Genomic DNA, 22,034 nt, shown 5'->3' on the forward strand with positions numbered 1-22,034 from the left:
TTTGCGCGGTGATCTTCCCCAGTGTTCTTCCGCGGTGATGCCGTTTCATCTGCCGCCTCACAGCCCCAACCTCAGCAGCGCCAGTCCCGGGAATACCGCAAACAGCACGGTCAACGGCAGGATTCCGAAAACCACGGGCACCATCATGGCTATTTCCTTCTTGCCTGCGGTCTCCATCAGTTCACGCTTGGCGCTGTCCCTCACGTCCTGGGCCTGTGCACGCATAACATCTGCCAATGGCGTTCCGCGGTCGACGGCGACGGTGACCCCGTCCACGAAACGGGTCAACGGTGCCAGGCGGATCCGGTCGGAGAAATCCTGCAGGGCTGTGGTGAGCGGATGTCCTGAGCGGGTCTGGGCAAGGACACGGTTGAACTCGTCCGCCAGTTCACCCTGCGCAGCGACGGAAACGCGTTCCAGTGCACCGACGGCGCTTTCCCCGGCGCTGACGGCGAGCGCCATCATTTCGGCAAGGCTGGGGAATTCGGCCAGGATGCGGCTGTTGCGCCGCTCGATCTGGCGGGTCAGGAGGTAGTCCCGCAGCAGGAACCCTGCAACGGCGCAGGCACACGTACCGAAGGCCACCGATACAAGACCCATCCGACCGCTCCCGGCGAGAAGCGCGCCTGCGGCACCCCCGGCCAGGAACCCCGAACCGGCACACAGGACCTGCTCTGCACGGTAGTCCGAAACAGACTTGTTCCCGCCGGCCTGCTGCAGCCGCAGCCCGAGGGTCCGGTTGGCCGGAGACCACCGGGCCAGCCGGCGTACGGCATCGTGGAGCAACGGACGCAGGATCCGCTCCAGCGGGCCGAAGGGCGTGATGTCCGGGGCGGATAACAGGAGCCCCGACGCGGGGCGAACCGAACGCAGCTGCGGTTCCACGCGGGCAGCGAATGTCCTCTGCCGCAGCAGCGGCAGCCGGTGCAGGACCAGCAACAGTCCGGTGCCCATCAGGGCTCCAGCCAGTACCGCTGCCGCCGCCCCGGGCGTCATCGCAGCACCCGCACATCTTCGGGCAAGGCACCTATCCGCAGCATCAGGCGGTAGCAAAGAACGGAGATGCCGATTCCGGCGACCAGGACCGTCGCGCCGGCAGCGGAGTTGTAGGCTGCGGCTGTTTCCGGGCGCGCCGCCAGCAGCAGCAACACCGCCCAGGGAGCCGCCACGGCCAGCCTCGCCGCGTTGACGGTCCAGGACTGCCGGGCCAGCAGCTCGCTCCGGGTCCGGGCATTTTCACGGAGAAAACCGGCCAAGGTGCCGAGGAGCCGGCCCAGATCGGTGCCGCCTACCTGGCGGGTTATCCGCAGTGCTTCGATGATGCGGTCCGCCACCGGATCCGCCAGGTTGTCCTTAAGCCGGGTCAGCGAATCCTCGAAGTTGCCTCCGGACCGGTAGTCGGCGGCAAATGCCCGGAAATATCCCCGCAGCTCCTCCGGCCCGTTCCCGGCCAATTGGATGAGCGCCTCCGGCAGCGACAGGCCTGCCCGGATCGCAGAGCGCAGGTGGTCGACGACGTCGGGCCACAGTTCCGCCAACGAGGCTCTCCTGCGGCGGGCCTGCATACGCACTAACGCGTAAGGCAGTCCCGCCCCGAAAAGCGCGAAGCAGGCCGCGATGGGTAACGACAGGGTCAGGACGAAGAACAGGAGAAGGACAAAAGCTCCCGTGACGGCGCATGCGGCGAGGAGTCCGGCGGCCCTGACCCGTTCGATGCCTGCCTGCCGCAGCAGATCGTCCAGGTATCCGGTTCGACGCCGCCGGGATGGTATGCGGGCTGTCGGGCTCCAGCAGGACTGCCACAGCAGCAACAATCCCATGCCCAGGGTCAATCCCGCTGCGGCGCTCATGCTGCCGCCCCGAGCAGGGCGGCGACGTTCACGCCGGCGGAGGCGAATTTGTCAGCAGACGGCATGGAGGAAGCCGTTACGGCCAGCTTGCCGTCGACCGGGCCGAATACCGGGGACGACTCGATGATTCCGCCTTCCACCCGCCGTCACAAGGCCAGGATTTCGGTGACCTCGCGTCGTCCTGTGCCGGTCCTGGAGCAGTGGACCACCAGGTCGATGCACGACGCGACGGTTGGAACCACGAAGGCACTGGTAATATTGTTTCCCGCTAGCAGGGGCAGCGTGCACAGCTTGGTTACCGCGTCCCGGGCGCTGTTCGCGTGGATGGTGCACATGCCGGGCAAGCCCGCGTTCAGCGCGATCAGCATGTCCAGGCTCTCGGCTTCGCGGACCTCCCCCACAATCAGCCGATCCGGGCGCATGCGCAACGCTTCCTTCACGAGCCGGCGAAGCGGGATCTCGCCCTGTCCCTCCAGATTCGGCTGACGGCACTGCAGCCCCACCACGTCCCGCAGCGGGAGCTGCAGTTCAAAGATCTCCTCGACCGTAACCACTCGTTCCCTCGGTCCGATGGCGGCAGCGAGACAGTTGAGCATGGTGGTTTTCCCCGCCTGTGTGGCGCCGGAGACGAGGATGTTCAAGCCTGCAGCCACTGCGGCTCCGAGAAAGCGCGCGGCCGCCGGGGTCAGCGTGCCCAGTTCCACCAGGTGGTCGAGGCGGCGGGCCCGGGCTACGAACTTGCGGATATTCACCGCCCAGTGCCGCCTGGTTACGTCCGGAATGGCCACGTGCAGGCGGGACCCGTCCGGCAACGCAGCGTCTACGAACGGGGAGGAAAGATCAAGCCGCCGGCCGGAGGACTTCAGCATCCGCTCCACCAGCAGCCGGACCTGCTCGGACGTCAGCGTCAGGGAAGTCAGCTCGGACCGGCCGTCCCGTGCAACATAAACCTCGGAGGGTGAATTGATCCACACTTCTTCGACCGTGGGATCATCCAGCAGCGGCTGGAGCGCACCGAAGCCCGCCACGGCGTCGAACACCTGCCGGCGAACGGATTCCGGCCGGCCCAGCGGCGGCAGGGTCCCCAGCAGGGAGCGCTCGTCGTAATCGGAAACGGCAGCATCCACGAGCCGCCGAACCTCAGCGGACTGTTCCTGCGGATCCAGCCCGCGCACACGGATGAGCTCGCGCACCTCGTCTTCGACTATCCGCGCTGCTTCCATCGCTACCCCCGGCATGGCCGCTGCCCGATGGCACCGGCACGAGACTGGCGCTGGCCGGCTCCGGCCAACGGGCCACACAGTAAAGGCTGGGCTGGACGAAGGCGAGGGTAGTGCCCGGCAGCTGTGGATAAAATCCGCCCCGGTGGATGCGGCCCGCAAAACTACGCAGCAGAATCACCGAAAGCAGGTACCACTTAGGTAGTTTTCTATTGTTGGCTAGGTACCCGCATCCTAAACTAGCCGTATTCGAGGCAGCCGGGATTCTCTGTTTTCCCGGCGCCAAAGGCGCGATTCAAGGGCGGCGCCATGGCTGCGGTCGACATTCTGCTCCCCTATTACGGCGACGAAGATTTGATGCGGCAATCCGTCCGCAGCATCCAGGACCAGGAAAGTCCGGACTGGCGGCTGCTGGTGCTGGATGATGCGTATCCCGGCGCTGATCCGCGCCGATGGTTCACCGCGCTGCAGGATCCGCGGATCCATTACGAACGCAACGAAGAGAACCTCGGTGCCAACCGGAATTTCCAGAAGGCACTTGGCCTTGCCGAGGCTCCGGTAGTGGTCATGATGGGCGCCGACGACGTGATGCTCCCCGGCTACCTGGGCGCCGTCCTGGGATTGCTGGACGCCCACCCCGGAGCCGCCGTCGTACAGCCGGGGGTCAGCGTCATCGACGGTGACGGGCTGGCCGTCTCGACCCTGGTGGACCGGATCAAATCCGTGCTGACGCCGGGCTCCGGGGAAACGGTCTCCCTCGAGGGAGAAGAAATGGCAGTCAGCCTCCTGCACGCCGGCTGGCATTACTTTCCCTCGCTGGCCTGGCGCCGGGAGGTGATCCAGGGATTCGGCTTCCGGCCGGAGTACGACGTCGTGCAGGACCTTGCGCTGCTGATGGACATTGCCGCTTCGGGCGGCTCCATTGTGGTGTCCACCGGCGACGTTGTTTTCAACTACCGCCGCCATGAAGCCTCGGACTCCTCGGTCCGGGCGATGGACGGCCGCCGCTTTGATGAGGAACGCCGGTTCTTCCAAGACCAGGCGCTGCGCTTCGCCGGGCTCGGCTGGAACCGGGCGGCCCGCGCCGCCCGGCTGCACTGGACGTCCCGGCTGCACGCCGTCTCACTGCTGGTGCGTTCCCTGCCGCGGCCCACGTCCGCCGGTATCCAGGTCCTGGGCCGCCACGCACTGACCTAGCCCGGGGGATCTTCCCCGTTCCCGCCGGCCCTGCCTCCGGATTCCTGCCCGCCGTCGCCCGGCAGTCCCCTGCCCGGTTCGCCGTGCTGCTGTGCCTGTTCGAACTGTGCGCGCAAAATCGAAAGTTCCTCGGCCAATATGCGGCTTTCGTCTTCCACTGCTGTCACCTCGAGTGAAAGGTGGAGGCACACCCCGGCCAGAAAAACAATTGCCACGGCAAAAAGCAGATTGGAGGGCACCTGAACGCCCAGAAGTTCACTCGCCCACCGCAGGATCCCGGGGAACAGCGCGAGTACCAGGGTCACCGTCCCGACGATCAGCCAAAGAAACGTGTATTTCTCCCGCAGCTTCCGCCGGCGAAGCAGGACAGTAATGGCCGCCAGCACTACGACCGCACCGGCGATTACCGGAAAACCGGTCATTGTTCGGGGTGGATCGAGGTGAGCCGCACGGGGTATTGGTCCTTACTTCCTGTGATGACCTGATGCCCGACACTAGAAGATCACTCCACTAAAAACGAGTGTTACGGGCACAATTCGTACTTCGACAGGCGCTTCTCCGGCTTATTGCCGATATCCCGAAACGTCCCGGTTCTTCCGGTATTCTCTTCTCACCCGCCCCTTCTTTAACTTTTGCCCCACCGGAGTTCCCATGACACGCACCCTTTCCCTTAAATGGCTTTCCGGGGTCGCCCTCGCCGTTGCCTTGACCTCCGGCACACTTCCCGCCGTAGCCGCGGAACAACCTGATGCCGTCCAGCAGCCGGCACCAGTCGAAACACCGGCAACCAGCCCGGCACCCACCGCTGACCCCGCCGAGAGCACTGCGCCGGCACCCCAGCCGACGGAAGCTCCGGCACCCGCCGCACCGTCCGCGCCCGCTGAGAGCGTGCCCGAGACGACCCCGCCGGCGGAGCCCGAAAGCGGCGCCGTCGAGGAAGACTGGCTGGCCGAACTCATCGGACCGCTCGGAGCGAAAATGGGGCAGGGCCTGGAGCGGCTGGAAGAAACGGGAAATGCCCAGGTGCCCACCGCTGAAGAAACAGCGCTGGAAGCAAAAGTCGAGCGGCTCGCAGAGGACGGCGTGCTGCCGGACGCTGCGGCAACGGAAACCCCTCAGGCTGCCCCGGCAGCCTCCATTTCACTGGCAGCCAACATCCAGCTCGCAGCGGACTGGCGGCCGCCGGGCATCCAGGGCATGGATGTCAGCAGCCACCAGCTTGACGTCGACTGGCGCCATGCCTGGAACCAGGGATCCCGGTTCGCGTACGTGAAGGCAACCGAAGCGACGTCGTACAAAAACCCTTACTACAACCAGCAGTACAACGGCTCGGTGGACGTAGGCATGTACCGAGGGGCCTACCACTTTGCCATTCCCGGTGTCTCTTCGGGCGCCGAACAGGCAAACTACTTCGTCAACAACGGCGGCGGGTGGTCCGCCGACGGCCGCACCCTGCCCCCGCTGCTGGACATCGAGTACAACCCCTACGCCGAGCTGGGCAACACCTGCTACAACCTGTCCGCGGCGCAGATGGTGTCCTGGATCCGGGACTTCTCCAATACGGTGAAGGCACGGACGGGCCGGCTGCCCATGATCTATTCCACGACGGACTGGTGGAACCGGTGCACGGGCAGCAGCACGGCGTTTGCCGACCACCCGCTGCACATCGCCAACTACAACCAGGTCGGTGCAGGCACCCTGCCCGCCGGCTGGTCAAGCTACAACGTCTGGCAGTACAGCAGCAGCGGACCGTTCGCCGGCGACTCCAACGTCTTCAACGGCAGCTCCACCCAGCTCCACGAATTCAGCCGCCGCGCCGACAGCTACAACGTGGATACCCGCAGGCCGATCGGTGCGGCCTGGCAGGCAGCCAGCCGCGTTGACGGCTCCTGGGGGCTGCCGACCGCCAATGAAAGCTGCTATCCGACCTACTGCGTTCAGACGTTCGACCGGACGACGGCCTATTTGCTTACCTCCACAGGAGAAGTCAGGACCGTTTACACCGCCGGAGCCATCGGCAATGCCTGGAAGGCCGCCGGAACCATTTACGGCGCCTCGTCCTGGGGCCTGCCCACCGGCGCCGAGGTCTGTTACGGCAGCGTCTACTGCACGCAGAGCTACGAGCGGGCGGTGGCCTACTTCAGGCCGTCCTCAGGGGTCAGCACGGTCCTCCTCAACACGGAGATCGGCCGGGCATGGACCGCAGCAGGCACCATCTACGGTTCCGCGTCCTGGGGCATCCCGAGCAGCAACCACCTGTGCGAGCCCACCTACTGCACGCAGTCGTTTGAACGTACTGCCGCCTACCGCGGCAACGACGGCGCCGTACGCACCATTTATCTGCCCGGCGCCATCGGCAGCGCCTGGAAGGCTGCCGGGACCATCTACGGCGCTGCTTCCTGGGGTATGCCCACCAGCGGGGAAACCTGCACCGGCGGCGTCTGCACCCAGACCTTCGAACGGGACACCGCATTCTGGACCCAGGCTTCGGGAGTCCACACCGTCAGGACGTCCTCCCTCATCGGCGGCGCCTGGACCGGCGCAGGCAAAACCTCCGGCTGGGGCAGGCCCACCGGCAACCAGGCCTGCTACCCGAGCTACTGCACGCAGGAGTTCGAGAGCCGTTCCGTCTATTCGATGCCGGCCACCGGCGTCACCTCCGTGGCACTGAATGAGAGTGTCGGCAAGGCCTGGAAGGCCTCCGGCGGGCTCGGCGGCGCCGCGTCCTGGGGTATCCCGCTCACCAACCAGGCGTGCTACCCGACCTACTGCACGCAGGTATTCGAACGCCACACGGCCTACTGGCCGAAAAACGGAGCCGTAACCACGGTCCAGACCACCGGCCCCATCGGCAAGGCCTGGACGGCCTCGGGAACCATCTTCGGTTCCTCCTCCTGGGGCCTGCCCCAGTCTCCTGAGACCTGCGAGCCCACCTACTGCACACAGGTCTTTGAACGGACCGTCGCGTACTGGACTGCGGCCAAGGGCGTCAAGACCGTTGTCCTTGCGGATCCCATCGGCAAGGCCTGGACCGCGTCGGGCAGGATCCACGGAACGTGGGGCATGCCGACGGAAAACCAGGTGTGCTACCCGACCTACTGCACGCAGAACTTTGAACGGACCACCGCGTACTGGACCCAGGCCAACGGAGTGAGCAGCATCTACCTGCCCGGCCAGATCGGCACCGCGTGGACCGCCTCCGGCGGAATCCACGGCGCCTGGGGCATGTCGACAGGAAACCAGACCTGCTCCGGCAGCACCTCCTGCACCCAGAACTTCGAGCGGACAACCGTTACGTGGACCTCTTCAGGCGGTGTCCGGGTAACCCCGCGCCGGGCCTAGGGTACCGCGGGTAAAGTAGACTGGCCGGGGCACCAACAGGACAAGAGGCAGTGATTTTGACGCGACGTGAAACCAACCCCACCACGGCAGTCCCAGGACCGGGCGGCGGTGGCTTCACCGGAAAAAGCGCCTCCAGGGTAGGGATTTCGTCCATCATCTCCGCCCTCGCCGGCGTCCTCATCCTCCTCGTGACCAGCAGGACGCTTTCCATTGAGGAGAACGCAGACTTCCTGGCGTTCTGGGCGGCCCTGTTTTTCGTCCAGGGAACGCTGGGCGGCATTCAGGCAGAGTCCACACGGTCCACGCATGCGGTGGTTCTGGGTGCTCCTGCGCACGGCGGATGGTTCTCCCGTCCGATCCTTTCGGGGGCGCTCATCGGAGTGGGTGCGGCCGCCGTGATACTGGCCCTCTGGCCGCTCGGCCAGCATCTGTTCCCCGGCAACACCGGACTGGTGATGACGGCGCTTGCCGTCTTCGCCGTCCTGTATTCCGGGCACGCAGCCCTCGCCGGCAGCCTGCAGGGAACCGACCGCTGGGGAACCTTCGCGAACCTGGTGACCCTGGAATCGCTGATCCGGTTTGCCGCCATCGCCGCGGCGGCACTCCTGGCTGCTCCGCTGATCGGCGTCGAGCTGGCCTGCATCGCTTCCCTGGCGGCATGGCTTTCGCTGATCATTTTCTCCCCCGCAGCGCGTTCAGCGGCGGGGGCACGTTCGGACGTTGGCCTGGGCGGCACGCTGCGCCAAACCGGTTACGCCTTGCTGTCAGCGGCGTCCTCGGCCACCCTGGTGGTTGGTTTTCCCATTCTGGTCAAGATAACCGCAACGCCGGAGGAGTACGCACTTTCGGCGCCGCTGCTGCTTGCCGTCTCCATGACCCGCGCGCCGATCATGATTCCGCTGCAGGCCTTCCAGGGCGTGGCGATGAACCTGATCATGCAGGCACGCGGGAGCCTCTCCGGCTTCGTAAAGCCGGTCGGGGCCATCCTGCTTGTCGGACTGGTAGGTGCCGGACTGGCCGCCCTGGTCGGACCGTCCCTGATGGGCATTTTCGGGCCTGACTACCGTATTTCGGGCTGGGTCCTGGCCGGGCTGACGTTCGCCGCGAGCCTGATCGCCCTGATCACCCTGACCGGTACGGCGGCCATCGCCCTGGGCCATCACCGGGTCTACTCGATCGGTTGGATTCTCGGTACCGTCGTGTCCGTCCTGCTGCTGCTGCTTCCGGTCCCGCTGGACCTGCGGTGTGTCCTGAGCCTGACGGTCGGGCCGCTGGCCGGGATAGCCGTCCACGTCATTGCCCTGCTCCGGCGGCCCTCCGGCAGTAACGCCGCAAAGTAGCGGCAGCGCACGTAACGGGCAGCGCCGACACCGAAAAGGCGGCGCCGCCCAATAGGCAGCGCCGCCAAAGCAGGCAGTGAAGGGGCGGCTTTAGGCCTCGAGGATGAAGTCCTTCAGCTTACCCAGCACGATGTTCCGTTCCAGGTTCTCGAAGTGGTAGGCCCGGCCTGACTCCCCCAGGGCAACACGTTCAGCATCGCTCATCCGGTAGAGCTTGACCACGTTGTCCGCCAGCGCACGGGCGTCTTCCGTGGGTCCCACGAGACCGCAGCCGGCTTCGTCCATCACGAGGCGGCGGACCTCGCCGTCCATCGCCAGGACCAGCGGCTTGCCGGAGGCAATATAGGAAAGCACCTTCGCGGGGATGGTCGCTTCGAGAAGGTCGCTGGTCACCAGGCATCCCACCAGCGCGTCAGCGATGCCCGTGTAGCGGGGAATGTCCCCGACCGGCCGCTGGCCTTCGAAGTGGAAGCTGTCGGAGAGGCCCTTCTCCTGCACCTTGGCTTCCACCTCGGCCCTGCTCATTCCGTCACCGACAATCACCCACTGGACGTCGTTGATGCCTTCGTCGCGGATCAGGCGGGCAGCCTCGATCATGGTGTCGAAGGACTGGGCAGGGCTGATGTTGCCGGCGAAAACCACCTTGAAGCCGTCCTCGAACCGGCGGGCAAGATCCTCGTCGACAATCTGCTCTTCGTAGAGTTTCTCGCAGGCCTGCGGAATGACAGTGATCTTCTCGGCGGGAAGCCCGGACACTCCCGACAGCCGTTCCTTCATCAGGTCCGAAAGAACAACGATTTTATCCACGTTGCGATAGTGCCAGTGGGAAACCTTCTCGAGCATCCGGCGAAGGAATTTGTTCTTCACGTTGATGACCGAGTAGAGGTTTTCCGGCCAAAGGTCCAGGACGTACATCGTGGTTTCGATCCTGCGGATCTTGCCCACGATGATGCCTGCCAGCGACATCATGACCGGGGAAAGCTGGTACAGGAAGATCCGGTCATACTTCCCGAACAGCATCCTGGGGATGTGGAACAGGCTGAAGAAGGGGAACGAAACGTAGTTCAGGAAGATCCTGGCGCTGGTGTTGCCGCGCCGGGGAATCTCAAGCGTCCGGTGGACATCGATCCCGTTGTGGTTCTCCCGGTAAGGACCCTTGAACGTGTACCCCGGGAACAGTTCGCCCTTGGGGTAGTTGGGCAGCCCGCACAGCACCTCGACCTCAAGGCCGTTCTCCACGAAATACGCCGCAATATCGTTGAGCCTGAATCCTTCAGGCCAAAAGTGCTGGCAGACAACCAGGATTCTCTCGTTGGGCACGTTCAAGGCTCCTCACCTGATGTTTACTGCTGGACTCCGCTGCCGGCGGGCAGCCGGACTTAGCTGACCGCAGGTTCCTCGGCAAGCAGGTCACGCATGTACTGAGTGGTCATCACCTTGGTGACGACCTCGTCAATCGTGAGGCGCTCAGTGTTTTCCGACGTGTATTCCTCGGGAACCTGTGCCATGTCCTGGCCGTCGTCGAAGAACTTTCCGTAGTTCAGGTCACGCGTGTCGGCCGGAACGCGGAAGTAACCGCCGAGGTCCTCCGACTTGGCCCGCTCTTCGCGGGTCAGCAGGGTCTCGTGCGCCTTCTCGCCGTGCCGGGTGCCGATGGTGCGGATTTCGACGTCGGCGCGCATGATCTGCTTCATGGCTGCGGCGAGGTCCCCCACCGTTGACGCCGGAGCCTTCTGCACGAACAGGTCGCCCTGGTTCGCGTGTTCGAAAGCGAAGAGGACCAGGTCCACTGCCTCGTCGAGGTTCATGAGGAAACGGGTCATATCCGGATCGGTAACCGTCAGGTCCTTGCCGGCCTTGATCTGCTCGACAAAGAGCGGAATGACCGAACCGCGCGAAGCCATGACGTTTCCGTAGCGGGTGCAGGAAATCAGGGTGTCCTTGGGATCCACGTTCCGCGACTTGGCGATGACCACCTTTTCCATCATCGCCTTGGAGGTGCCCATGGCGTTGATCGGGTAGGCAGCCTTGTCCGTGGACAGGCAGACGACCTTCTTCACGCCGGCGTCAATGGCTGCCGTCAGGACATTGTCGGTCCCGATGACGTTGGTGCGCACTGCTTCCATGGGGAAGAACTCGCACGAGGGTACCTGCTTCAGTGCAGCTGCGTGGAAGATGTAGTCCACGCCGCGTACGGCTTCGCGCACGCTGTTGATGTCCCGCACGTCCCCGATGTAGAACTTGAGCTTGGGGCTGTTGAATTCCCGGCGCATGTCGTCCTGCTTCTTCTCATCACGGGAGAAGATCCGGATTTCAGCGATATCTGTGTGGAGGAAGTGCTTCAGCACAGCATTGCCGAACGAGCCGGTACCTCCGGTGATTAGCAGAGTCTTGTTCCTGAACAACTGGTCTCCTCAGGGATAGAAAATGTCGCGGGTTGATCCAATGCCGGACCCCGGAACCCCCTAGATGATATCAGCGGTTATGCCTTGGATCTGCCTGACGGGACGCGCGCCACATCACTTGAATGCCCCGCCGGGCGCCCGTCGATTAATGGCTGGCCGCATTCGCCGAGTAAACTCTAGGCATGTCATCTGAAATTTCCCCTCGTGTGCTGGTCATCATGCCTGCCTGGAATGAGTCCGAAACGGTAGGCCGGACCGTTCAGGAGATCCAGGACACGGACCGCGGCTACGACGTCTTGGTTGTGGATGACGGTTCCACCGACGGTACCGGCGTCGTAGCCGAAGCCGCCGGGGCCACCGTCCTGAAACTCCCCTTCAATATGGGCGTCGGCGGCGCGATGCGCGCCGGTTTCAAATACGCCCAGCGCCTTGGCTACGAAACGGTAATCCAGGTCGACGCCGACGGGCAGCATGATCCCGCCGAAATTGAAACCGTCCTGGCCGGACTGCAGCATGCGGATATTTCCATTGGTGCACGTTTCGCGGAGAAGGGAAACTATTCGGTTTCCGGCCCCCGAAAATGGGCAATGGTATTTCTTGCAGCCGTTATTTCCCGCCTCGCCAAGACCAAGCTGACAGATGTCACTTCCGGTTTCAGGGCGGGAAATGTCAAGGCGATAAACCAGTACATTGCGCATTATCCGGCCGAGTACCTCGGGGATACCATCGACTCCCTGGTGGTGGCTATCAAGTCCGGCTGCACGGTGACTCAGGTCCCGGTCGCCATGCGTGCCCGGCAGGGCGGACAGCCCAGCCACAACCCGGCCAAGGCAGCGATCTACCTGCTGCGTTCCGTATTCGCCCTCCTCTTTGCGTTGAGCCGCAGCGGGAGCAAGCCGCACCAGGCGGAGGTTGCCTCAAAATGATCAATATTGCCGCGTTTATATTCGCATTCGTTGTCGTCGCCCTCGTGCTCGAGCTGGTCCGGCGCAAGCACTTCAAGGAGAAATACGCTGCCCTCTGGCTGGTGGTCGGCATAGCGTCGCTGGTCCTGGCCGGCTGGCCCAACCTGCTGAACATCGTCAGTTCCGCAATCGGGGTACAGGTGGGGTCAAACTTCCTGTTCGGCATGTCTTTCCTGCTCCTGATCGGCGTCTGCCTGCACCTGTCCTGGGAACAGTCCGTCAGCGAAGAGGAAATCCGGGTTCTGGCGGAGGAAGTCGCTATCCTGCGGTCCTCGGTCCTGGCCCTGGAGGAGAAGGCCTCAGGCACCCCTTCCGACGCCGGACAGCTGCTGCGCAGCGATACCTCCCCGCAGGCCGGGGTGCAGCAAGCGCCCGGTCACTAGGCCCGCCGCGTCCAACGCAAAAAAGCTCCCCCCGCTGCCTGGCAGCGGGGGGAGCTTTTTAGTTGGGAGCTTAGGCCTTGTCCATGTTCAGCCCGGCCCGGCGGTGATGGCTGTGCGCCGTGGACCGGATGAAGTTGACCGTACGGCGCGAGGTATCCGCGATCTGGTACTCCGCAGGTGCATCGGCCAGCCCGTCGGTACCGGCCTGGTCCAGAACGATTTCGATCGCGTCAACGATCGAGTCCGTCTCGACGCCCGTGGTGATGATGACGCCGGAGTCCAGCGACTCGGGGCGCTCGATCCAGTCACGCAGGGTCACGGCCGGGAAGCCGAGGATGGAGGACTCTTCGCTGATCGTTCCGCTGTCGGAGAGAACCAGCTTTGCGGACATCTGCAGCTGGACGTAGTCGTTAAAGCCGAAGGGTGCGTGGAACCGCAGGCCCTGCTTCAGCTCCTCCGGCTGGTCCTCAAGCCGCTTGCGGGTGCGCGGGTGGGTGGAAACCAGCACCGGCAGACCGTAGTGCTCCGCAAGATGCTGCAGTGCACCCAGCACCTCCTTGAGGCGCTTGGGGTTGTCCACGTTTTCTTCGCGGTGCAGGCTGACCAGGAAGTACTCCCCGGCAGTCAGCCCCTGGTCTTCGAGGATATTGCTCTCGGCGATCTGCTTGGCGTTGGCTTCCAGCACCTCGCGCATCGGCGAACCGGTGAGCAGGATGCGGGACGGGTGGATACCCTCGGCCAGCAGGTTACGGCGGGCATGTTCGGTGTAGACAAGGTTGTAGTCCGCAACGTGGTCCACCAGCCGGCGGTTGACTTCCTCCGGGACGTTCTCATCGAAGCAGCGGTTGCCTGCTTCCATGTGGTACACGGGAACCTTCAGGCGGCGCGCGATGAGCGCCGAGATGCAGCTGTTGGTATCACCCAGCACCACCATGGCGTCCGGCTTTTCCTGCAGCAGCACAGTCTCGAGCTTGGCGAGGATGCTGCCGAGGACCGCTCCGAGCGAACTCGTGTCCGCAGCAAGGAAGTGGTCCGGGCGGCGAAGGCCCAGGTCCTCGAAGAAGACCTCGTTGAGTTCGTAGTCGTAGTTCTGCCCGGTGTGCACAAGCACGTGTTCCGTAGACCGGTCAAGACGCCGGATGGTTGCGGCGAGACGGATGATCTCAGGCCGTGTTCCAACTACGGTGAGGACCTTGAGCTTGCGTGACGGGGTATTCATACTTCCTCCGGGAAGGTATCGGGTGATGCGGGATCAAAGATTTCGTTGACCCAGAATGCTGTGTAGAGCTCGTTGGGTCCGACGTTCGTAATGTTGTGCGACCACATTGTCGGCATGTCTATGGCAACAGGCTGTTCTCCGTTTACAGAATATCGAACGACCTCATCCGAGAACATTCGGCGCATGGCGATCTCGCCGGTGCCCGACATGACGACAAACCGCTCAATCTTGTGCCGGTGGTAGTGCTGCCCCCGGGTAATCCCCGGTTTGGTGGTGGAGAAGGAACTCTGTCCTTCGCCGCCTTCCGAGCGGATCAGTTCGACAAAGGACCCGCGCGGGTCCGTCTTGAGTTCCAGCACGCGCGGCAGGCCGTCGCCGGTCAGGAACGAACGGTAGGTATTGAAGAGGTTGCGCTCGAAATCGGAATCCAGCCGGGGGATGGTCCCGGTTGCGTAAGCCGCAGCCATGGCCTGGATACGCTCCAGCAGGCCGCTCACGGAGCACTGCACCTCCACGAGCTCCTGCTCTTCGTGCCGGCGGACACCGAGCAGGACCTCGGCCGCGTCCTGCGCATGGAGCAGGGTGAGGACCTTGTCATCCTGGACGGTCGGCGTTTCACCGGCAGCGACAAGGTGGCAGAAGGTTGCCACCACAGAATTGTAGAAGGGCACACCGTGCTCGCCGAAGAGGTTCGGAAGGACTACGTCCTTGAACTCTGCCCCGGCACGGCCGGCGGCCTCGGCCAGGACGGCACCTGCTTCGCGCTTGGCCAGGCCGTAGACACTGTCGTTGTCCTGCTGGACCGAGTTGGCGTAGACGACGGTTTTGAGGTTCGCGGTATCAGCCGCTTCCAGCGCCTGTTCCATCTGGCGCGCGAAGCGGCGGTTCCCTTCGGCTACCTCTTCGTCGCTGCCGCGGTTCACGCCGGCAATATGGACCAGGATTTCCGCTCCGGACAGCGCGGCCGCTGCTTCGTCCAGGTTGAACCGATCCCCCACCCCGAGGCTCGTGCAGGATCGGCCGAGGCTGTGGGCAAGCACCCGCGTGTGCCATCCCAGGAAGCCGTTGCCGCCTGTGATTACGATACTCATGCTGTATTCCTTCTGTCTGTTATGTCTGAACGGACTGACGCAGCAGGTCCTACCTGCACGCCGTAATCTCGTAGAGTTTGGCTTCGCCCACCTGGTCCACCACGCGGCCCGCCCCGGTCTCTTCCAGGTCGCGGAGTCCTACGAATCCGTGATCGATGCCGTGGACTTCCTTCGTTCCGAAGTCCAGCACGTAATCCACGCCCGTGGATTCCACGGCCTGGCATACCTCGGGGTCCGCCGGAGCGTCCCGCAGCCGGTTGTAGATCGTATCGACGTCGTCGCCGTAGGTGGCGAGGATGTGCAGCTGGAGGGTTTGGCGGTCGGCAAGGGCGTAAGCCAGTGAGCTGCCGGTCCAGGGGTTCCCTGCGATCAGCGCGTCCTCGGGCACTTCATCGTCCAGCCGCTCCAGGAGTTCCAGTTCATCGTTGGAAATCAGGCTGGCGTCGGGAGTGACCTCGTAGCTTCGCTTGGCCGACTCGGCCGCCTGCCGGATGTTCGCCTTCTGCGTCAGATAGGCGGAGACCCCGACAAGCGCCACGGCCCCGACAAGGACGACTGCTACGTAGGCCGGACCTGCCGCTTTATTGCGGATCCGTGCCAGACCGGCGGCAACAGCCGGGAGGCGGGACGCCCAATCCAGCAGCTTCCATCCGCCGTACGCGGCAACCGGGACGGCCATTACCGGAATGAGGGCGGCGAGGCGCGGCGAGTCGTTGTACCAGACACCGGTCAGGTACATGCGGAGGTCGTCCTGCGGGAAGGACGAGACCACAACGTAGAAGCCCGTGAGGACCAGATACATGGAGGCGATCCATCGTGTCCCGCGCTGGGACAGGAGGAACGCCAAGCCGAAGGCAGTCAGGATAAACACTGCCCACGTCACCGGCCGCCCCAGGGCAGTGCCGGTGACGGCTTCGCCGATGGCCTGTCCGGTGGACTGGATGGGAACCCAGGTGGACGCAGCTTCAACAGGCCTGGCGACGGTCCACAGGTAGGCCACGACGCCGATATAGGCAGCGACCCCCAGCCACGGCCAGACCTTGTGCACCGGGCTGCGGCCGTCTGAGGGTTTCAGCGACTTCCTGAAGGCCAGCGCAAAGGCGGCAGGAATGAGCACGGCCAGCAGGGCCATCGTGGTGCTGGGATGCGCCAGGGTCATGCCCGGAATCACGGCGACGAGCAGCAGCCAGCGCACCAGCGGCGGGTAGGACGGTTCAGCGGCCAGTCCCAGCGCATTCACCGCGGCGCCCAGCGCGACGGGGAGCAGCGCAATGGCCAGCACATTCGGGTTGAGGACGCCGTGGTCCAGCATCAGCAGCGGGAAGGAACCAAAGGCCGCCGAGAGGACGCCGGCCAGCAGCACGAGTGCGCTCTTGCGGCCGAAGAGCTGCTGCACGAGATAGATGCATCCGAGCGGCCAGATAACGGCACCCGCGAACAGGTTTACGGCATTGACGGCAACCGGAATCCCTGCCGATCCCAGCTCGGCGACGAGGGCCACCATGTCATGCCACGCAGCAGGGTAGTAGTCGTTGCCGGCCATGCGGCCGACCTCGAACGTAGAAGCTGCGCCGGTCTCGAGGATGTACCGGATGGCGTTGAGGTGGAAGACATTGTCGAAGGTCTGGGAGAACGAATCCGGCTCACCAAACACCCAAAGCAGCCGTCGCCCGATAAGGACCACGGCTACTGCGACGGCAGCCGCGAGGGCCGCCGTGTACTTCCAGTCCCGCGGCTGGTCCGTCCGGGTTACGCTGCGCCGGGTCCACCACGACGCCGCGAACGCTGCCGCACACGCCAGCACGGTTACCAGCACGCTGCCGGCGATCCAGCCCAGGCCGACCATGGGCGCAACGATCGACCCCACGGACACCAGGGAGACGGTCAGCGCCGGGGCCAATGCCAGCAGCGGATAGCCTCGAACCCCGCCCAGCAGGGCAACCAGCAGCCCTGGAAGCAGGAAGATTCCGGTGGTCGCAAGCAACAATGGAACTTCGGACCACCAGGACACTCTTACCTACCTCAGATTGCTAAAAGAATACGATCAGCGTAATACATGGGCCGCACCCGGCCGGGAGCGGCGCAGCGGATTCGACGGAATCAGTTGGCGTTATTGCCGCGCAGGCGGTCGACGACGTCGCGCACTGGCCCGTCCATCACCACTTCGCCATGTTCAAGCAGCACGCCGCGCTCACAGATCCGTGACACCAGGTCGAGGTCATGGCTGACCACTACGAGGGTCTTGCCCTCCCCCGCCAGCTGCTTGATCTTGTCGATGCACTTCCGCTGGAACGGCTCGTCACCCACGGCGAGGATCTCGTCCACGAGGAAGACCTCGGGATCCGTATGGACCGCGACGGAAAACGCGAGCCTGAGATACATGCCCGAGGAATAGAACTTCACCTCGGTATCTATGAAGTGGCCGATCTCCGAGAACTCCACGATGGAATCGAACTTCGCGTTGATCTCGTCCTCGGTCATCCCGAGGATCGCGCCGTTCAGGTAGACGTTGTCCCTGCCGCTCAGATCGTGGTGGAAACCTGCACCCACCTCGATCAGGCCGGCCACGCGGCCGCGGGTTCCCACGGTTCCGGTGTCCGGGCGCATAACGCCCGATATGTGCTTCAGCAGGGTGGATTTGCCGGAGCCGTTCAGGCCCAGCAGTGCCACTGTCTCACCCTGCTCGATGTCGAGGGATACACCCTTGAGCGCATGGAACTTTTCGGATAGGTCGCCCTTCCGGCCCTTGACCAGCCAGACGAAGGCTTCCTTCATGGAGCGGGTGTGCCGCAAAACAAACTGCTTGCTTACGTTATGTACTTCGATGGCGTTTGCCACGGTCACAGCTCCTGCGCGAAACGGCCTTCAAGGCGACGGAAGACGAGCTGGCCGATCAGCAGTACAGCTGCCGATACAACCAGTGCGATAGGTATCCACATGGACAACAGGTTCGGCGGAATCGCCTCCGCACCGTCGGTGGTGGGAAGCCAGAACGCGAAGTGGAAGGTTTCCACGGCCACGGTGATCGGGTTCAGCTGGTAGAGGTTGAAGAACGTATCCCCCAGCTTCGTCTGGACCATGTTCCAGGAGTACAGCACCGGAGATGCCCAGGTTGCGATCATGAGCAGCATGTCCACCAGGTTCTCCGCGTCGCGGAAGTAGACGTTCACCGCTCCGAAGAGCAGCCCCAGTCCGGTGGCGAGCATTCCCACGATGATGAAGCCGGCAGCGCCGGCCGCCAACTGCAGCAGGGATGGCCTCCAGCCGTTGAATAGGCACGCAACGAGGAGGATCAGGATCTGCGGCACGAAGTGGACGCCCGAGACCCACACCGACGCCACGGGGAACAGCTGCCGCGGCAGATAGATCTTCTTGATCAATCCGCCGTTCCCCACAATGGACCGCGACGCGTTCCCCAAGGCTTCGGTGAAGAAGTTGATCAGCACGATGCCCGAGAAGAGGTAGATGGCGTAGTTCGGCAGGCCGCGGGGGTTACCGGGGCTCTGTTCCAAATTCAGGAAGACACCCAGGGCGATGTAGAAGACAACGAACTGGACGCCCGGCTTGACGTAGGACCAGAGAAGGCCCAGCACCGACCCCCGGTACCTGACCTTGAGTTCCTTGGATACCAGGAGCTTAAGCAGGAAACGGTGCTTCAGGATATCCCCGAGGCTTCCGCTCCGCCCCGGTACCGTGAGCTCGTCATTCATAGGGGCTGCCCCTGACTTCGTGGCGCGGATACTAGTCACCGGGGTTCTCATCGAAGGTCTTCTGCCACGCTTCCATGGACGTAATGTCCGGCAGGGCGTCGCGGTACCGTGCACTGAGCTCTTCCCAGTCGGCGAAGAGCTTCGCCTTCAGCATCGCCGCTTCGGAAAGCATGCTGCGGACCTTCTTCGGGTCACGCTGGTACCAGGAGGCACCCGTACCGTCGGCATTGGACACGATCGCGCTGTCCAGCTTGGAAAGAACCCACCACTTGCTGTCCTGATTGGCGACGACGAGCTGCGGCTTTTCCCGCGATTCGGCGGCGGGCGGAATGACCGCCTGCTTCAGGACCGTTTTGGCAGCCCACGGAATCAGGCCGGCAAGGGAAGGCGACTTGGTGCTGATGGGCTTCTTCGGCGGCTTGCGCATGTGCGGCTCGGGGAAGGCCGAGGGCTCCTGCTTGACAACGCTGTCCGTGTACTCGGACCGCATGGCACGAAGCTGGGGCATCATGGCCGGCAGGGATTCGTGCAGCTTTTCAGGCCCCTGGAGAACGTCCCGCAGGGCCATGAGTCGGGCCTTCTGCGGGTAGTACTGCATCGAGAACAGGTGCTTGACGTCGGTGTTCATGCTTTCGCGCAGGATCCGGCCGCCCTTGGCATACGGAGAATGCAGCAGCGTTGCAATCAGTCGGTTGCGCTCGTGGAAATACGCCTGCCAGTCGACGGAGTCGTCCTTGTCGGCCCAGGAAACGTGCCAGACCGCAGCACCGGGAAGCGAAACTGTGGCGTAGCCCATTGACCGTGCACGCAGGGAGTACTCGGCGTCGTCCCACTTGATGAAGACCGGCAGGGACAACCCGATTTCCCTGATGATCTGGGTCGGAATGAGGCACATCCACCAGCCGTTGTAGTCGGCATCCCAGCGGCGGTGCAGGATCGAGGAGGACCGCAGGCCTTCGAGAGCGAAGTCGTGGTTGGCCAGGCCGTCCACCGGTCCCCACCGGAAGCGGTACTGGTTAACGACCTCGGCGTAGGCGTTGAGGACCGACTTGTTGTACATGTCGAACATGTGCCCGCCCACGATGGTGGGCTTCCGGCACATGTCCGCGAATGCGGCCGCCCGCAGGATGCCTTCGGTCTCGAGGACAATGTCGTCGTCGAGCAGCATCACATAGTCGGAGCGCCCGGCTTTCACGGTCTCGCTCATGTTCCGGGCGAACCCGCCGGACCCGCCCAGGTTGCCCTGGTTGATGATGCGCAGCTGACTGCCCATCGCAGCCGCAACGTCGCTGAACCCGGCCTCGTCTGCAACCTTCTGGTTGCCCTGGTCCACAATGATCAGTTCGTCCAGGATCGCCAGGACGCCGTCGTCGCCCTGGATCGCCTTGATGGTGTTCAGGCAGTAGTCCGGGCGGTTGAACGTGGTAACACCAAGGGTGATGCTGCCGGCGGGCTTGTCGGAAACGGCGCTCCAGTCCGCAGACTCCAGCTCCATCCCCTCGGAATCGGCAATGAGGTCGAACCAGTACCAGCCGCCGTCGCCGAACGGTGCAAGCGTGAGCTCGAAATCGCACGTACCGGAACCGGTTACCTGGCGGGATTCCACCCGCTGGGCCGCGCCGCGGGCGTTGGACTTGTAGACAACTACAGTGCCTTCACCGGCAGTGGATACGCGCAGGATGACGCTTTCCACGGTCGTCCAGCGGCGCCAGTAGCTGGCCGGGAACGCGTTGAAGTAGGAGCCGAAGGAAAGGCGCTCACCGGGACGGACGCGGACCGATGAACGGCCGAGAATGTCCTCGGGGTGCAGTTGACGGCCGGAAGGAGCGACTACGCTGCGCTTCCGGGTGGAGTTTTCGTCCAGGCCGCCCTTGCCCGTGTCGCTGTCGATGTAGAGCGGCAAGGTGTCGAGGTCCTTGTCATTGGGCAATACGACCCGCTGGAGGATCCGCAGCCCGGAGTCGTCACGCCCGGGACGCGCCGTCGTAATACCGGGAAGGTAGCCCGTCTCGTCTATTGTCTCGCTGCTCACGCGTCCACTCCTCCGCTTTCCAGCTTTGCGCCACCGGTGAAGTGGGGCTTGATCTTATTGTCATACATCGACAAGGCAGAGCCGATCGCCATGTGCATGTCCAGGTACTTGTAGGTACCCAGGCGTCCGCCGAAGAGAACGGACTTTTCCCCCTTGGCCAGGTCGCGGTAAGCCAGGAGCTTCGCCCGGTCCTCGGCCGTGTTCACGGGGTAGTACGGCTCGTCGCCCTTCTCCGCGAAGCGTGAGTACTCACGCATGATGACGGTTGCGTCCTTGGTGTATTCACGCTCGGGGTGGAAGTGCCGGAACTCATGGATCCGGGTGTAGGGAACATCCTCGTCCGGGTAGTTCATGACTGACGTGCCCTGGAAGTCCTCCATCGGCAGCACCTCTTCTTCGAGGTCGATCGTGCGCCAGGACAGGTCCCCTTCGGCGTAGTCGAAGTAGCGGTCCACGGCGCCGGTGTAGATGACCGGAACCTGGCCCAGGGTGCTGTTGCGGGAGAACTCGTGGCCCTCATCGAAGAAGTCGGTCTTCAGGTGCACCTGGATGTTCGGGTGATCGGCCATCCGCTCGATCCACGCCGTGTAACCGTCGACAGGCAGGCCCTCATACTTGTCGTTGAAGTACCGGTTGTCGTAGTTGTACCGGACGGGAAGGCGGCTGATGATTTCAGCCGGCAGGTCCTTGGGATCCGTCTGCCACTGCTTGCCCGTGTAGTACTTGATGAAAGCCTCGTACAGCGGGCGTCCAATGAGCTGGATCCCCTTGTCGTTAAGGTTTGCCGGGTCGGTGCCGGCGAGCTCTCCGGCCTGTTCCAGGATCAGGGCCTTTGCCTCGGCCGGACCCATGGAAGCGCGGAAGAACTGGTTGATCGTGCCCAGGTTGATGGGCATGGAGTACACCTCGCCCTTGTGGCTGGTGTAGACCTTGTGCACGTAGTTGGTGAATTCGGTGAACCGGTTGACGTATTCCCAGACGCGCTCGTTGGAGGTGTGGAACAGGTGGGCACCGTACCGGTGCACCTCGATTCCCGTCTGGGCTTCGTTCTCGCTATAGGCGTTGCCGCCAATGTGATGGCGGCGGTCCAGGACGGCGACCTTCAGGCCCAGTTCCTTTGCAGCACGCTCGGCTACGGTCAGGCCGAAAAAGCCCGACCCAACGACGACGAGGTCAACGTTCACTTGTTTCTCCTGTTTGGTACGGTATGGCCGAACCGGCGTATACCCGGGTCAAGGGTATCCGACTATTGCCGCGCAGGCACTTTCAGCGCACCCTGC

17 protein-coding genes and 1 pseudogene are annotated in these 22,034 nt (G+C 63.7%); 5 read left to right on the forward strand and 13 right to left on the reverse strand.

The features are described 5' to 3' along the window. Positions 1-57: 57 nt before the first annotated feature. The 3 genes and pseudogenes from N2K99_RS11665 to N2K99_RS11675 all read right to left on the reverse strand — a co-directional run bounded on the left by N2K99_RS11665 (position 58) and on the right by N2K99_RS11675 (position 3,073). The gene (locus N2K99_RS11665) at positions 58-996 is read right to left on the reverse strand and encodes a type II secretion system F family protein (RefSeq protein WP_227918339.1); all 939 of its coding nucleotides are present in this window, start codon (positions 994-996) and stop codon (positions 58-60) included. After that, positions 993-1,850, reverse strand: coding sequence for a type II secretion system F family protein (locus tag N2K99_RS11670; protein ID WP_227918340.1), 858 nt, complete (start codon positions 1,848-1,850; stop codon positions 993-995). Before N2K99_RS11670 ends, N2K99_RS11665 begins: the two co-directional genes overlap by 4 nt. Further along, positions 1,847-3,073 (reverse strand): annotated as a pseudogene (locus N2K99_RS11675) (CpaF family protein). The gene N2K99_RS11670 and the pseudogene N2K99_RS11675 overlap by 4 nt, the downstream one beginning before the upstream one ends. Before the next feature lie 306 nt (positions 3,074-3,379). Between N2K99_RS11675 and N2K99_RS11680 the strand changes: the two are divergent. Beyond that, positions 3,380-4,267, forward strand: a complete 888-nt coding sequence (locus N2K99_RS11680; protein ID WP_227918341.1) for a glycosyltransferase family 2 protein — start codon at positions 3,380-3,382, stop codon at positions 4,265-4,267. Here the strand turns inward: N2K99_RS11680 and N2K99_RS11685 are convergent. After that, positions 4,264-4,689 carry a DUF2304 domain-containing protein gene (locus N2K99_RS11685; protein ID WP_227918342.1) on the reverse strand — a complete coding sequence of 142 codons (426 nt, stop codon included), beginning with the start codon at positions 4,687-4,689 and terminating at the stop codon, positions 4,264-4,266. The genes N2K99_RS11680 and N2K99_RS11685 overlap by 4 nt on opposite strands. A gap of 229 nt (positions 4,690-4,918) precedes the next feature. Here N2K99_RS11685 and N2K99_RS11690 point away from each other — a divergent pair, with 229 nt between their 5' ends. Next, positions 4,919-7,609, forward strand: coding sequence for a GH25 family lysozyme (locus N2K99_RS11690; protein WP_227933143.1), 2,691 nt, complete (start codon positions 4,919-4,921; stop codon positions 7,607-7,609). 56 nt (positions 7,610-7,665) lie between these two features. Then, positions 7,666-8,949 carry a hypothetical protein gene (locus tag N2K99_RS11695; protein ID WP_227933142.1) on the forward strand — a complete coding sequence of 428 codons (1,284 nt, stop codon included), beginning with the start codon at positions 7,666-7,668 and terminating at the stop codon, positions 8,947-8,949. 90 nt (positions 8,950-9,039) lie between these two features. Here the strand turns inward: N2K99_RS11695 and N2K99_RS11700 are convergent, their stop codons facing one another. Both N2K99_RS11700 and N2K99_RS11705 read right to left on the reverse strand, forming a co-directional pair. Continuing rightward, positions 9,040-10,269 (reverse strand): glycosyltransferase family 4 protein, encoded by a 1,230-nt coding sequence (locus N2K99_RS11700; RefSeq protein WP_227933141.1) that lies wholly within the window; start codon positions 10,267-10,269, stop codon positions 9,040-9,042. A gap of 59 nt (positions 10,270-10,328) precedes the next feature. Further along, positions 10,329-11,354: a polysaccharide biosynthesis protein gene (locus tag N2K99_RS11705; protein WP_227918346.1), complete on the reverse strand. Its 1,026-nt coding sequence runs from the start codon at positions 11,352-11,354 to the stop codon at positions 10,329-10,331. Positions 11,355-11,536: 182 nt separating this feature from the next. On the opposite strand from N2K99_RS11705, the gene N2K99_RS11710 reads away from it, so the two are divergent. Then, positions 11,537-12,280 (forward strand): glycosyltransferase family 2 protein, encoded by a 744-nt coding sequence (locus N2K99_RS11710; protein ID WP_227918347.1) that lies wholly within the window; start codon positions 11,537-11,539, stop codon positions 12,278-12,280. Next, on the forward strand, positions 12,277-12,702 hold the full coding sequence (locus N2K99_RS11715; RefSeq protein WP_227918348.1) for a DUF2304 domain-containing protein: 426 nt from the start codon (positions 12,277-12,279) through the stop codon (positions 12,700-12,702). Before N2K99_RS11710 ends, N2K99_RS11715 begins: the two co-directional genes overlap by 4 nt. Before the next feature lie 70 nt (positions 12,703-12,772). Here N2K99_RS11715 and wecB read toward each other — a convergent pair whose 3' ends face one another. The 7 genes from wecB to glf form a co-directional block, all read right to left on the reverse strand. Continuing rightward, a complete protein-coding gene (gene wecB / locus N2K99_RS11720) occupies positions 12,773-13,921 on the reverse strand; it encodes a non-hydrolyzing UDP-N-acetylglucosamine 2-epimerase (protein ID WP_227933139.1) in 1,149 nt (382 codons plus the stop codon). Then, positions 13,918-15,012 carry an NAD-dependent epimerase/dehydratase family protein gene (locus N2K99_RS11725; RefSeq protein WP_227933138.1) on the reverse strand — a complete coding sequence of 365 codons (1,095 nt, stop codon included), beginning with the start codon at positions 15,010-15,012 and terminating at the stop codon, positions 13,918-13,920. Before N2K99_RS11725 ends, wecB begins: the two co-directional genes overlap by 4 nt. A gap of 49 nt (positions 15,013-15,061) precedes the next feature. Continuing rightward, complete coding sequence (locus N2K99_RS11730; RefSeq protein ID WP_227933136.1) at positions 15,062-16,996, reverse strand: DUF6541 family protein; 1,935 nt, start codon at positions 16,994-16,996, stop codon at positions 15,062-15,064. A 116-nt stretch (positions 16,997-17,112) separates the two neighbouring features. Beyond that, entirely contained in the window at positions 17,113-17,850 is a 738-nt protein-coding gene (locus N2K99_RS11735) for an ABC transporter ATP-binding protein (protein WP_227918544.1), read from the reverse strand. A gap of 2 nt (positions 17,851-17,852) precedes the next feature. Then, complete coding sequence (locus tag N2K99_RS11740; RefSeq protein WP_227918352.1) at positions 17,853-18,722, reverse strand: ABC transporter permease; 870 nt, start codon at positions 18,720-18,722, stop codon at positions 17,853-17,855. A 31-nt stretch (positions 18,723-18,753) separates the two neighbouring features. Continuing rightward, positions 18,754-20,754, reverse strand: a complete 2,001-nt coding sequence (locus tag N2K99_RS11745; protein ID WP_374200034.1) for a glycosyltransferase — start codon at positions 20,752-20,754, stop codon at positions 18,754-18,756. Further along, positions 20,751-21,938 (reverse strand): UDP-galactopyranose mutase, encoded by a 1,188-nt coding sequence (gene glf, locus N2K99_RS11750; protein WP_227918353.1) that lies wholly within the window; start codon positions 21,936-21,938, stop codon positions 20,751-20,753. The genes N2K99_RS11745 and glf overlap by 4 nt, the downstream gene beginning before the upstream one ends. Between the last annotated feature and the right edge of the window lie 96 nt (positions 21,939-22,034).

Origin of the sequence: Arthrobacter sp. zg-Y1110 (assembly GCF_025244865.1) — a bacterium.
Classification (GTDB): Bacteria; Actinomycetota; Actinomycetes; order Actinomycetales; family Micrococcaceae; genus Arthrobacter_B.

Bases quoted from the DNA above. Each gene is read 5' to 3' on its own strand.
- N2K99_RS11665 (WP_227918339.1), bottom strand. From the start codon at position 996: ATGACGCCCGGGGCGGCGGCAGCGGTACTGGCTGGAGCCCTGATGGGC.
- N2K99_RS11670 (WP_227918340.1), bottom strand. From the start codon at position 1,850: ATGAGCGCCGCAGCGGGATTGACCCTGGGCATGGGATTGTTGCTGCTG.
- N2K99_RS11680 (WP_227918341.1), top strand. From the start codon at position 3,380: ATGGCTGCGGTCGACATTCTGCTCCCCTATTACGGCGACGAAGATTTG.
- N2K99_RS11685 (WP_227918342.1), bottom strand. From the start codon at position 4,689: ATGACCGGTTTTCCGGTAATCGCCGGTGCGGTCGTAGTGCTGGCGGCC.
- N2K99_RS11690 (WP_227933143.1), top strand. From the start codon at position 4,919: ATGACACGCACCCTTTCCCTTAAATGGCTTTCCGGGGTCGCCCTCGCC.
- N2K99_RS11710 (WP_227918347.1), top strand. From the start codon at position 11,537: ATGTCATCTGAAATTTCCCCTCGTGTGCTGGTCATCATGCCTGCCTGG.
- N2K99_RS11715 (WP_227918348.1), top strand. From the start codon at position 12,277: ATGATCAATATTGCCGCGTTTATATTCGCATTCGTTGTCGTCGCCCTC.
- wecB (WP_227933139.1), bottom strand. From the start codon at position 13,921: ATGAATACCCCGTCACGCAAGCTCAAGGTCCTCACCGTAGTTGGAACA.
- N2K99_RS11725 (WP_227933138.1), bottom strand. From the start codon at position 15,012: ATGAGTATCGTAATCACAGGCGGCAACGGCTTCCTGGGATGGCACACG.
- N2K99_RS11740 (WP_227918352.1), bottom strand. From the start codon at position 18,722: ATGAATGACGAGCTCACGGTACCGGGGCGGAGCGGAAGCCTCGGGGAT.